Annotated in this window: 10 protein-coding genes; 9 read left to right on the top strand and 1 reads right to left on the bottom strand. The window is 43.6% G+C overall.

All coding sequences use genetic code 11. From position 1 onward, the window contains the following. The first annotated feature begins 60 nt into the window (after positions 1-60). The 9 genes from JMW94_RS09355 to JMW94_RS09315 all read left to right on the top strand — a co-directional run bounded on the left by JMW94_RS09355 (position 61) and on the right by JMW94_RS09315 (position 12345). Complete coding sequence (locus tag JMW94_RS09355; RefSeq protein WP_087815417.1) at positions 61-714, top strand: DUF2059 domain-containing protein; 654 nt, start codon at positions 61-63, stop codon at positions 712-714. 128 nt (positions 715-842) lie between these two features. Continuing rightward, positions 843-1982: a 2-methylcitrate synthase gene (prpC, locus tag JMW94_RS09350; RefSeq protein ID WP_087815415.1), complete on the top strand. Its 1140-nt coding sequence runs from the start codon at positions 843-845 to the stop codon at positions 1980-1982. 343 nt (positions 1983-2325) lie between these two features. Next, positions 2326-4959: a Fe/S-dependent 2-methylisocitrate dehydratase AcnD gene (gene acnD / locus JMW94_RS09345; protein ID WP_201581786.1), complete on the top strand. Its 2634-nt coding sequence runs from the start codon at positions 2326-2328 to the stop codon at positions 4957-4959. Between the two features lie 237 nt (positions 4960-5196). Then, complete coding sequence (locus JMW94_RS09340; RefSeq protein WP_087815410.1) at positions 5197-5874, top strand: tetratricopeptide repeat protein; 678 nt, start codon at positions 5197-5199, stop codon at positions 5872-5874. A 13-nt stretch (positions 5875-5887) separates the two neighbouring features. After that, a complete protein-coding gene (gene prpF, locus JMW94_RS09335; protein ID WP_201581320.1) occupies positions 5888-7129 on the top strand; it encodes a 2-methylaconitate cis-trans isomerase PrpF in 1242 nt (413 codons plus the stop codon). A 14-nt stretch (positions 7130-7143) separates the two neighbouring features. After that, entirely contained in the window at positions 7144-8082 is a 939-nt protein-coding gene (locus JMW94_RS09330; RefSeq protein ID WP_087815406.1) for a 5'-nucleotidase, read from the top strand. Between the two features lie 22 nt (positions 8083-8104). Beyond that, positions 8105-9958, top strand: a complete 1854-nt coding sequence (locus JMW94_RS09325) for an ABC transporter ATP-binding protein (RefSeq protein WP_227681708.1) — start codon at positions 8105-8107, stop codon at positions 9956-9958. 71 nt (positions 9959-10029) lie between these two features. Next, positions 10030-10656, top strand: a complete 627-nt coding sequence (locus JMW94_RS09320) for a GNAT family N-acetyltransferase (RefSeq protein ID WP_055125822.1) — start codon at positions 10030-10032, stop codon at positions 10654-10656. 144 nt (positions 10657-10800) lie between these two features. Beyond that, a complete protein-coding gene (locus JMW94_RS09315) occupies positions 10801-12345 on the top strand; it encodes a bifunctional 2-methylcitrate dehydratase/aconitate hydratase (RefSeq protein WP_201581319.1) in 1545 nt (514 codons plus the stop codon). A gap of 117 nt (positions 12346-12462) precedes the next feature. Here the strand turns inward: JMW94_RS09315 and JMW94_RS09310 are convergent, their stop codons facing one another. Continuing rightward, positions 12463-13254 carry an SDR family oxidoreductase gene (locus JMW94_RS09310; RefSeq protein ID WP_087815398.1) on the bottom strand — a complete coding sequence of 264 codons (792 nt, stop codon included), beginning with the start codon at positions 13252-13254 and terminating at the stop codon, positions 12463-12465. Between the last annotated feature and the right edge of the window lie 139 nt (positions 13255-13393).

Below are 13393 nucleotides of genomic sequence, written 5' to 3'. Positions count from 1 at the left end.
AGCTCACCTTTGAGTGTGTTATTTTTTCGAAATCCGTCTTCATTTACTTTTAGGTTATTTATGCCATTTTTTACTGCTAATACTGCTCTTAAAACGTCACTACTGAGCAGCACGCTTGCGGCGCTATTATTCATGACGGGCTGTGATAAAACACCAGAAACCGCTGATGATACGACCAGTGGTGCAAGCACTGCTGAAGTTGATACTACCAAACAGGCTCCTGCACCTGCCACTCAAGATGACTTGGTCATGACGACGATTACGCTAGATACCGTCGACAGTCTATTGTTCGCACCAGTTATCAATAGTGGTGCGCTCAGTGCAGAGCAAGTCAGCTGTCTCGAATCACGCGACAAAGACTTGGGTAAAGCCGAAGTCGATAGCTTCTATAAGAGTCAGTTTACCGATGCAGAGTTACAAGAGTTGGATGACTTTTATACGTCAGAGGTAGGGAAAAAGCTGATTACGTTTGGTAATGAGCAACTGCGCGTCATGAATGGTGAAGAGATTGCAACACCAATGGCTGACCCTACTCCAGAGGAGATGACTGAGATTCAGACATTCATGGAATCACCACTGGGTGTCAAGTACATGAAAATCAATAATGCAGAAGGCGAAGGCAGCGCAATGGAAGTCTTGAACGTTCCTATTGAAGCCGAATTCAAGCGTTGTAATGTCGATTTAGATGGTCCACAGCCTGAACAGCCTGCGTAATACTTGACTGGCGCTATAGTCAGTCATCAACTGACAAATTTATTATTAGAAACTTAGAAACTTAGAAACTTAGAAACTTAGAAACACCGGTTTTCACCCAAAAAGCTACCCACAAAAGGAATTTCATCATGGCAGCACAAAACCCATCAACAAAAGTATTGTCAGGCGCAGGTCTGCGCGGACAAGTAGCTGGCAAGACCGCGCTATCTACCGTCGGCAAGTCAGGATCAGGTCTGACCTATCGCGGTTATGATGTATCAGAACTGGCAGACAAATGCATATTTGAAGAAGTGGCTTATTTGCTGCTATACGGCAACTTGCCAAACCAAACCGAGCTTGATGCTTATCAAGCCAAGCTAAAGACCCTTCGCGGTCTACCACAGTCATTAAAAGACGTGCTTGAGCGTATCCCTGCCGAATCGCATCCGATGGATGTATTACGTACAGGTTGCTCTATGCTGGGTAACTTAGAAACCGAAATGAGTTTTGAGGAAGAAAACGACCAAGCAGATCGCATGCTTGCGGTATTCCCTTCTATCATCAACTACTGGTATCGTTTTACCCATGACAATGTGCGTATCGAAACCGAAACCGATGATGCGACCATTGGCGGTCACTTCTTGCATCTGTTAAAGGGTGAGAAACCAAACGAGCTACACACAAAAGTGATGAACGTCTCGCTTATCCTCTACGCAGAGCATGAGTTTAACGCTTCAACCTTTACGGCACGCGTTTGCGCCTCTACGCTATCTGATATCCATTCTTGTATAACAGGTGCGATTGGCTCATTGCGAGGCCCTCTTCATGGCGGCGCGAATGAGGCGGCAATGGATATGATTGAAGGCTTTAGCTCACCTGATGAAGCCGAAGAAGAAATGATGGGTATGCTGGCGCGTAAAGACAAAATTATGGGCTTTGGTCATGCCATCTATAGCGAGTCAGATCCGCGTAACGTGGTGATTAAAGGCTGGGCTGAAAAACTGGCAGCGGATGTTGGTGATGAGGTGCTATACCCAGTATCAGTGCGCTGTGAAGAAGTCATGTGGCGCGAGAAAAAACTGTTCTGTAATGCCGACTTTTTCCATGCTTCTGCCTATCACTTCATGGGTATCCCAACCAAACTGTTCACGCCAATCTTTGTCTGCTCGCGTCTAACGGGCTGGGCGGCACACGTATTTGAGCAACGTGCTAATAACCGCATCATTCGCCCAAGCGCAGAGTACACTGGCGAAGAATTGCGTCCAGTACCAGATATGAATGCGCGTTAAGCTTATTATTAAGTAGCTGTTATTCAGTTTTGAATGATGATTGTTCAGTGCTTTTTGCCAAATAATTACTATCAGCTAGCAATAGTGCTGGCTGGTAACGATATGATGATTGAGCCTTATTGTCTGTTTGGGCTTAATCGTCATACGCTGTCTTTTTCATATAAACATTTCTTTATATAAACCACGTCTTTTTACTTTTCAATATCGCTTCTTTAGCAAAGCCTATAATAACGAACGATGATTTTGCTAAAGGAATGACTTTTACCTAATATTGACGTTTAACGATTTATTATAATTAGCCAACAGCCAAAGGTGACTTATGGACAACGCCCTCGTACAACAAATGAACGAACAATTCAAAAAACAGCTTCCAGATACTGATCTTTATTACTTTGACACCCGTGAGGCTGTCGAGAGTATCGAAGCTGGTGCTTATGACAAGCTACCATTCTGCTCAAAAGTACTGTGTGAGAACCTAGTACGCCGTTGCCCACCAGAAGAGTTAACCGATGCGCTTAAGCAGCATATCGAAGGCAAACAAGATTTAGATTTTCCTTGGTACCCTGCCCGCGTGGTTTGTCATGATATTTTGGGTCAGACGGCGTTTGTTGATTTGGCTGGTCTACGTGATGCCATCGCTGAGCAAGGCGGTGACCCATCAAAAGTAAACCCTATTGTACCGACTCAGCTCATCGTTGATCACTCGCTAGCTGTTGAGCATGCAGGCTTTGAAGAAAACGCTTTTGAGAAAAACCGTGCTATTGAAGAGCGCCGTAACGATGACCGTTTTCACTTTATCAACTGGTGTCAGTATGCCTTTGACAATGTAAACGTCGTGCCACCGGGTAACGGCATCATGCATCAGATCAATCTAGAAAAAATGTCGCCTGTTGTACAGGTCGTGCACAATAAAGCCGGTGAACAAGTCGCTTTTGCTGACACCTTGGTCGGTACCGATAGCCATACGCCAATGGTTGATGCTTTAGGTGTTATCTCCATCGGTGTTGGCGGGCTTGAAGCTGAGAGCGTCATGCTGGGCAATCCATCGTATATGCGCCTACCGGATTACGTTGGGGTTAAATTAACCGGCAAACTGCAAAAAGGCATTACCGGTACGGATCTCGTACTTGCGATGACTGAGTTCTTACGTGATGCAGGCGTGGTCTCTACTTATATTGAATTCTTCGGTGAAGGTGCACGTCAGCTAAGTGTTGGTGACCGTGCTTCCATCTCTAATATGACGCCAGAATATGGCGCAACCGCGGCGATGTTCTATATCGATGAACAAACCATCGACTATCTACGCCTAACCGGTCGTAGTGAAGATCAGATTAAACTGGTTGAGCAGTATGCCAAGCAAGTGGGTCTATGGGCTGACGGCATGGAAAAAGCCGAATACGCCCGCGTCCTAGAGTTTGATTTGTCAGCTGTCGTCCGTAACATGGCGGGCCCTTCACGTCCACATGCTCGCGTATCAACCACCGATTTGGTAGCAAAAGGTATTGCCCACGGTGCTGATGAAAAATTACCAGAACCCAAAGACGGTATGATGCCAGATGGTGCGGTGATTATCGCGGCTATTACCAGCTGTACCAACACCTCAAACCCACGTAACATGGTCGCTGCAGGCCTCGTCGCCCGTAACGCCAATGCTAAAGGCTTGTTACGGAAACCTTGGGTGAAATCATCTTTAGCACCAGGCTCAAAAACGGTCAAAATGTACCTAGAAGAAGCCGGCTTGATGCCAGAATTGCAAGAAATCGGCTTTGATGTGGTTGGCTTTGCTTGTACCACTTGTAATGGTATGAGCGGCGCACTTGACCCAGATATCGAAAAAGAAATCATTGATAATGATTTGTTCACTACCGCCGTGTTATCAGGCAACCGTAACTTTGATGGTCGTATCCACCCGTATGCCAAGCAAGCGTTTTTAGCGTCGCCACCATTGGTGATTGCCTATGCTATAGCCGGTAATATTCGCTTTGATATCGAAAAAGATTCATTAGGTAAAGATCAAAACGGCAATGACGTTTATTTAAAAGACATTTGGTTTGATGATGACGAAGTGGATGCCATCGTTGCCAAAGCCGTGAAGCCTGAACAATTTAACGCTGTTTATATTCCGATGTTTGACGAAGCCAAAAAAGACACGGGTAAAGCATTAAGTCCGCTCTATAACTGGCGTGAACAGACGACTTATATCCGCCGTCCGCCGTATTGGGAAGGCAAAATGGCAGCGATGAATAAGCTAAAAGGCATGCGTCCATTAGCGGTATTGGGTGATAACATCACTACTGACCATTTATCACCGTCTAATGCGATTTTGGGTGACTCAGCTGCTGGCGAGTACCTTGATACCATGGGTCTGCCAGCAGAAGACTATAACTCTTACGCAACCCATCGTGGCGATCACTTAACGGCGCAGCGTGCTACCTTTGCCAATCCTAAGCTATTGAATGAGATGGTACGTGACGAGAAAGGTGAAGTAATACAAGGTTCGCTTGCTAGAGTAGAGCCTGAAGGTCAAGTCATGCGTATGTGGGAAGCAATCGAGACCTATATGAATCGAGAGCAACCGCTTATCATCATCGCCGGCGACGGCTATGGTCAAGGCTCAAGCCGTGATTGGGCTGCTAAAGGTGTGCGTTTAGCAGGCGTTGAAGTAGTGGTTGCTGAAGATTTTGAGCGTATCCATCGTCAAAACTTGGTCGGTATGGGCGCGCTACCCTTGCAGTTTAAAGAAGGTGTCAATCGTAATACGCTTAATATCGATGGTACTGAAGTATTTGATATCGAAGGCGAAGTGTCTGCCGGCGGTGAGATGACATTGGTCATTAACCGAACAGATGGTACTGTCGATAAAGCCTCAGTGAAATGCCGCTTAGATACCGCTGATGAAGTTAAAATGTATAACGCTGGCGGTATGCTCCAGCGCTTTGCTAAAGAGTTTATCGATGGCACGTTAGATATCGTTTAATAGAAACGAATAAACAACAGCGATAGCTGCCGTACACGTGACAAAAGCCAATGTTATATTTATATGGCATTGGCTTTTTTAGTAGTCTCACAATAGATTCTGATACTCTTTAGTCTTATTAGGCTTCTATCCATTAAATACATTACTTATCGTACTTTATTTAAATGAATTTTCTTAAAAAATAAACATTTGTTTTTCTATTTAGTATAATTGTCATTTTTTATCATAAGAAGTGGCATGAAAAACATCAATAGAACTTTTATTATTTTGATTTCTGTATTGAATCTTAGCGGTTGTAGTAGTCTCACTGATTTATCAATGGTAGACGTCTCTATTTCCATTGTCGTTATTGCTATTATTATTGGTTGTTGGGTTTCTAATGTACGTACCGGCCGCGATATACAAGAATCCGTTGATAGTATTATACAAATTCGACGGGAACAACTTGAAATGGCTAAGTCCGATTTGAGACCTGGCATTGATGAAGGCGACCCAGTTTCGCAGTATCTCTTGGCGCTTAAATTTCATACTGGTGATGGTGTCGGTCAAGACTTAGTAGCAGCGTGTTACTGGTACAGTTTGTCCGCTGAAAGTGGATTTATTCATGCCGTGACAACTTTAGCCCTTATGTATATAAAAGGACGGGGTACCAAGCAAGATTTGACTAAAGCTGCTAAGCTTTTGTCTATTGCCTCAAAAGAAGGCGATCTGCAGGCACAGAACTTTTTAGCAGCAGCCTATTTAAACGGATGGGGTGTTCGAAAAAATGAAGAAAAAGCACGTTATTGGCTGCAACAAGCAGCTGCACAAAGCTCTGAAGAAACCAGTGAGTCTTTAAATATGTTGTCGCCGCAATCTATTGAATCATTAACAATGGTCATTCAAAACGGTGATGAATATATCGTACTAAAATAATAGGAATAAAAAAATGACCCGACCAAACCCTGCTTTTGCCCCACAACTATCTGTCCCCGCCACCTATATGCGTGGCGGCACCTCAAAAGGTACATTCTTTAAACTATCTGATTTACCAAAGCGTTGCCAAGTTGCTGGCGAGTCGCGCGATAAGTTTCTGCTACGTGTCATCGGTAGCCCTGACCCTTATGGCAAGCAAATAGATGGTCTAGGCAATGGCAGCTCTAGCACCTCAAAAACGGTAATCTTATCTGAGTCTTCTAGCTCAGACCACGATGTGAACTATCTGTTTGGACAAGTCAATATCGCCAAACCAATGATTGATTGGGCTGGTAACTGTGGCAATTTAACCGCTGCGGTAGGTGCTTGTGCCATTAATATGGGTTTGGTCGATGCCGATAAAGTGGCTAATAGTATTAATGAAAGTACGGATAACGTCATTTGCGAAGTACGTATTTGGCAAGAAAATATCGGTAAAACGATTATCGCTCATGTACCTGTTTATACTGATGAGCAAGGAAAAGTGCAAGTACAAGAAATCGGCGATTTTGAACTAGACGGCGTCACCTTCCCAGCCGCCGAAGTCAAAATCGAATTTATTGATCCCGTTGATTCATCAAGTGACATGTTCCCCACTGGCAACTTGGTCGATGATTTTGATGTCTCTGACTGTAGTCTAAATACTGATAGCGTCAAGGCAACTTTTATTAGTGCTGGTATCCCAACCATCTTTATGAGAGCAGAAGATTTGGGCTTTACCGGTACTGAGTTGCAAGGCGACATCAATGGCGATGGTGAGCTACTTGCCAAGCTTGAGATGATTCGCGCAAAGGGCGGCGTGGCGATGGGGCTATTTAAAGACGTCAGTGAAGCGCAAACCAGTCAACATATTCCTAAAATTGCTTGGGTTGCCCCTGCACAAAGCTATACCGCTTCAAGTGGCAAAGCCGTTCATGCCAATGATATTGATCTGGTCGTACGGGCGATGAGTATGGGTCAATTGCATCATGCGATGATGGGCACAGCAGCGGTCGCTATTGCCGCCGCAGCGACCACGCAAGGGACATTGGTCAATGAAGCAGCAGGTGCAGGCGAGCTGACCGAGGTGCGTTTTGGTCACCCTTCAGGAACCTTACTTGTAGGTGGAAAAACCGAGCAAGTCGATGGACGCTGGCAAGCCAAAAAAGTCTCGATGAGCCGCTCGGCACGCCGTATTATGGTTGGTGAAGTGTTTGTACCAGCGGATGCTTTTTAGTTAAGGAGACTTAAATGGCTTACGATCTTACAGAAAAACTAGTTATCGGTATTTCATCAAGCGCATTATTTGATCTTAAAGAATCAGATAGTATATTCAGGACAGAAGGCGAGCAAGCCTATAGAGAATATCAGAGAAAGAATCAAGATGATGCTCTTAATACTGGGGTCGCCTACCCTTTTATCAGGAGACTATTGAAGCTAAATGAGCTGCTTAAAGATCCGTTAGTAGAAGTTATTTTATTATCACGCAATGATCCTGACACCGGCCTCAGGGTTATTAACTCAATTGAACATTATAACCTTTCTATTACTCGTGCGGTTTTTTTGCAAGGTCGATCAGCACACGAATATATTCCAGCCTTTGATATTGAATTATTTTTATCTGCTAATGAGGGAGACGTTAAACAAGCAATAGAGGCAGGTTACCCAGCAGGTCAGATTTTACATGGAGATATTTCTGATAATATTGAAGATACGCAATTGAGAATAGCATTCGATTTTGATGGCGTGATAATCGACGATGAATCTGAAAGTGTTTATAAAGAAAATAAAAACCTTGATGAGTTTCACCTCCATGAGTCTACTAAGGTTGATATAGCTCATAATCCAGGACCACTAAAGAATTTTATTGACCGTATTTCTCATATTCAAAAACTTGAAAATGATTATAAGCTTGAAAACCCTAATTATGAACCAATGGTAAGAGTCTCTATCGTCACTGCAAGAAACGCACCTTCACATAAACGTGCAATTAACACAATGCGTGAATGGGGTATTCTTGCAAATGAAGCTTTTTTTATGGGCGGAGTAGACAAATCAAAGGTTCTTGAGATATTAAAGCCTCATATCTTTTTTGACGACCAGATGACACATTTGAAATCATCTGGTGTATTGCCATCAGTTCATATTCCTTTTGGAATCGCTAATAAAGTAGTACATAATGAAAGCTAATTACTAATATTCATAAAAATACATGCCAACATCTCCCCAGCCACGCCATGTGCAGTTAGATAAAAAGCCGCCACTCAAAAAAACGGAGCGGCGGGCTCTACTATGGGATATCCTCAAAAAGCTTGCCGTTTTTGCCGCGCCATATAAAGTTTTAATTATTGCCACACTGATACTAACGGTGCTTGGCTCCTTTACAGCGCAAGTTAATGCCTTTGTGCTGCGCTATGCAGTTGATACCTTGACCGAAATTGCCACGCTTGCCGAGCCGTGGCAGGCAGGCGTGCGTATGCTAGGTATCATCAGTGCCGTACTCTTAACCAAAGAGATACTGTCGATATTTATCTCTTTTGGTCAGCGCTTTTATGGTGAGAAAATTCGTATCAATCTCTCGCGTGATTTATCGCAAAAAATCATTGAGCGCATCCTCACCTACCGCATGGCATTTTATACCAGTAGCGAAAACGACAGCGGCAAGTTGCAAACGCGTATCGATTATGGCGTTAGTAGTCTTACAAGCTTAGTGCAAAACTTCTTTATCGATATGCTACCGCTGTTTGCCAGTGCGATCGTCTCACTCATCATTATGTTTTCGACCAATTTTTGGATAGGCTTGGTCGGTCTTATTATCATTCCCATTTATTTCTTCATCAGCCAAAAACAAGCGCGGCGTCTACAAGGATTCCGTCGGCAGATGCGTGGCTATCGAGAAGCCAAAAGTGGCTTGGTTATCTCCTTGATCAACTCCATCAGCGTGGTAAAATCCTTTGTTCGTGAGTCGATAGAAGCAGAAAAACATTTAACCATTCAAAAAGACATGACTGACAATCAGCTGCGCATTCGCAGTATTGGTTTTATTTATGATGCGATAAAGACCTTTATTGAGCAGATTGGTGTGGTGGTAATCATTCTGCTGACGTCCTACTTTGTTTTAAAAGGCGAGATGACCATCGGTATGATTTTATTCCATGTCATGCTATTCCAAAACGTCGCCGCCCCTATCCGCCAATTGCATCGTATTTATGATCAGATTAATAATGCCCTGACTTACGCTGAAGGCTTCTTTGATATATTAGAAGATGAAGGCCAAGTTGAAGATATCACGGGCAGAAGTAGTAAAAATTTAAAAGGTCATATTGAGCTGAAAAACGTTGATTTCACGTATCCGAATGGCACGCAAGCGCTAAAAGATGTCAGCTTTACTATCAAGCCCAATCGTATTACTGCGCTGGTGGGTTTAAGTGGTGCTGGCAAGAGTACGATTATCAGCTTATTGGTAAAGTTTTATGCGCCAGATAGCGGCACCATATGGCTAGACGGACATAATTTAGCCGACTGCGATACTCATGAATTGCGTCAAAATATTGGCTTGGTACTACAAAGTAATCATATATTTTCCGGTACGATTAGCGAAAATATCCGCTATGGTGATATGAATGCGACTGAGGAAGATATTATCATTGCAGCAAAAAAAGCCTCCATTCATGAGCAAATTATTAATTTAGCAGAAGGCTATGAGAGTACAGCAAAGTCATTGTCTGGTGGTCAACAGCAGCGTATCGCGCTGGCACGGATGTTTTTAAAAGATCCACCCATTGTGTTTTTGGATGAGCCAACCGCTAGCCTCGATGCCATCGCCAGCCAACAAGTGAAGAAAAGTCTAGATCTCATCAAAAAAGATCGTACCGTGATCATGGTCTCGCATAATATTGCCCAAATTATCGATGCGGATGACTTGGTCGTGATAGAAGATGGTCGCGTGGTTGAAACCGGTACGCATGAAGCGCTATACGAGAAACACGGCAAGTATTTTGAGATATTCAATGCCATGTCGGACAGCTTAAATTTGGATAAAATCAGCCAGACTCTAAAGGGTTAGGAATGGTTAATCTGTGCCTAAATCGTTATAATGCCAATCTTTTACCGCCTATATCCAGAAGCTAGCCCACTATGACTTGTGAATTTTCTATCAAAACCTTTGATGAGCTGACCTCAGTTGATCTGTATCATATTTTAAAAGCCCGATCACAAGTGTTTGTGGTTGAGCAAAACTGCGCCTATCAAGATATGGATGAGGTGGACTTTGATTGCCTACATCTTATCGCGCATCAAAACGAGGCGTTGGTAGGCTACTGCCGTATCATTCCGCCTGAATTTAATAAATTAAAATCCAATATATCGGTCGCCGACCCTACGATTAAGACCAATCATACTGCTATGCCTGCCATCGGTAGAGTGTTGGTATTATCAGAGCACAGAGGTGACGGTATAGCACGGCAGATGATGATTCATGCCATAGCGCACTGCCGTAAAAAATATGGTAAGAAGCGCCCAATTATACTCTCTGCACAAGCCTACTTACTTAGCTTCTATGAGTCCTTGGGGTTTGTACCTGAAGGCGATCATTATCTCGAAGATAACATAGAGCATGTGAAAATGGTTCTATACGTTGCCAAGAAAAACAAAGTACAAAAAGAGCGTACTGAGTCTGCCTCCACAACGAACAAAGTATTAAGTTTTCTGCTGTTTATCATGGCGGCTTTATTTGTGTTAGGTCTGCTATATTTGATGATTTAAGCGCGCCACAAGGTTTTAATTTTTAACATAATTCAGTTTGGTTGTTTCATATTGAGTATGCTACTTTTAAATGATGGCTAATTTAAAAAAATGACCGAGATAATGGGTCAAGGAAGTAGCACACTCAAGGAAGAGGAGACAACCATGTCAAATGATAATTTAGATACAACAAATTCAAATAAAAATGATGCAACGGTAGAAAGCAATGTCCGTCCAGAATATGACATTGAGATTCAAAAGATTGCTGATTATGTACTTAATTATTCGATAGATAACGACTCCCCCAATAGCGCAGATGCTTGGAATACTGCGCGTCATTGCTTGATGGATACGCTTGGTTGCGGCCTGCTTGCGCTACGTTTCCCTGAATGTACTAAGCATCTGGGTCCTGATTGTGCCGATCAGCTTACCCCTAATGGCGCGCGTGTGCCTGGCACCTCTTACCGCCTTGACCCTATCAAAGCCGCCTTTGATATCGGCTGTATGGTGCGCTGGCTCGATTATAATGACACGTGGCTGGCTGCTGAATGGGGACACCCTTCGGACAATTTAGGCGGTATCCTAGCAGTCGCCGATTATATCAGCCAACAAAGTGTCAGTCGCAATCATCCGCCATTAACCATGCGTGAGGTGCTTGAGGCTATGATTATGGCGCATGAGATTCAGGGGGTACTTGCACTGGAAAACTCATTCAACCGTGTGGGTCTTGATCATGTGTTTTTAGTTAAATTGGCCTCTACTGCTGTGGTCGCCAAGCTCTATAAATTGCCACGTGAGCGTATCATGGCTGCCATCTCGCAGGCGATCGTCGATGGTCAGGCGTTGCGTACCTATCGTCATGCACCCAATGCCGGTAGCCGTAAATCTTGGGCGGCAGGCGACGCTACCAGTCGTGCGGTACGCTTGGTTGATATTACCCGTCGCGGTGAAATGGGTATCCCTGGGGCACTCTCCGCACCGCAATGGGGTTTTTATGATGTATTGTTTAGCCATACCAACAAAGACTTAGCCCTTAAACCTGCAAACGAGCGTCATTTTACTTTCCAGCGTGAGTTTGGCAGTTACGTGATGGAAAACATTTTATTTAAGTTAAGCTTTCCTGCCGAGTTTCATGCGCAGACTGCTTGTGAGGCTGCTGTTATTTTACATCCACGCATTGATGACAGAATCGACGATATTGAAAAAATTGTCCTGACCACTCATGAATCCGCGATTAGAATTATCTCTAAAGAAGGCACATTGGCCAACCCTGCTGATCGAGATCACTGCTTGCAATATATGGTCGCGGTGCCTTTGCTAACTGGAGATTTAATGGCAGAAAATTATGAAGACGATTATCATGCGCAGCACCATGTTTTGATCGATGGTCTACGCCGCAAAATGATCGTAGAAGAAGATGCGGGTTATTCAAAAGATTACCATGACCCAAGCAAGCGCTCGATTGCCAATGCCATTCAGATATTTTTTAAAGACGGTAGCAGTACCGACAAGGTTGTTGTCGAATACCCTATCGGACATAAGCGCCGCCGCAAAGAAGGTATTCCTGTATTAGAAGCCAAGTTTCGTGCCAGTTTAGCAACGCGTTTTATCGACAGTCGCTGTCAGGATATTTTTGCGCTTTGTAGCGATCAAACCCGCTTAGAGCACACACCTGTACATGAGTTTATGGACTTGTTTATGGCGAATTAAGCATTTGCCTATTTGAAAATTACCTTTATCTTATCAATAACATAGCGCGTGTTATTGTCTTTAATATAATGACAACGACACGCCTTTTTTTATCCATTAATAGCTAGCTTCTAAAAACTACCAAGGTATGGATTCCCCTGCCCAGTCAACAAAGCTTCCTGATTGCAACGCTGTCATACGGTTAAGCACTTCTAATAAGCATTCCACACTATAGGCTGGCGAGAACAACTGACCTTCGGCCACATTACCTTGAAAAGGGGCGGATAGTTGCGTATTTACCGTTCCTGGCTGCATGACAACCACGCACACGTCTTTGAGCGAGCGACTCCATTCAATACTCAGGTTTTTCATACCCATATTGAGTGCCGCTTTACTCATACGATAGCTATACCAGCCGCCCAGTTGGTTGTCACTGATACTACCAACGCGTGCAGATATCGTCGCAAAGATTGCGGGCTTATCATTACTACGCGCAGATTTGGCTAATAGTGGTCTAAAATGCTTGGCAATGAGTAAGCTGGCTAAGGCATTCACTTGCATGTTTTGTAAAAAGAAATCAGTCTCAACCTGACGCAGCGCTTTTTCTGGCTGCTGCGTCGCCGTATGTAATAACCCTGCACAATTGATAATCCAATCAATATGAGTGGTTTGCTGCTGAATAACCTCGGCTGCTTGTTGGATACTCTGTTCGTCGCAGAGGTTCATGGATATCCAATGCAGATTGTCAGCCTCAAAATCAGGTACATTGTGATGATAAGTTGCAAAAACATGAATACCCTGTTTTCCACAATTATCGGTATTCGCATTCTCATCCTCATTGCCACTGGCAGTACCATTTAATAAGTGTTCAATCATCGCTCTACCAATGCCGCCTGTACCGCCAACGATTAGATACGTTCTGTTATTCATGATGATTCCTTTTTTGGATTCTCTTTAACAGCGTTTTTTCACCCTCTGTTTTTTTACACTATTGTCATTATCATTTTGTTCATTATTCATTTTGGCTGATTTTTATTGTCTTTACCATGATAAAAATGCTTAATAAATG

The organism is Psychrobacter immobilis (assembly GCF_904846185.1).
In the GTDB taxonomy this organism is placed as follows: domain Bacteria; phylum Pseudomonadota; class Gammaproteobacteria; order Pseudomonadales; family Moraxellaceae; genus Psychrobacter; species Psychrobacter immobilis_B.
This window is presented reverse-complemented; position numbering and strand designations above follow the sequence as displayed.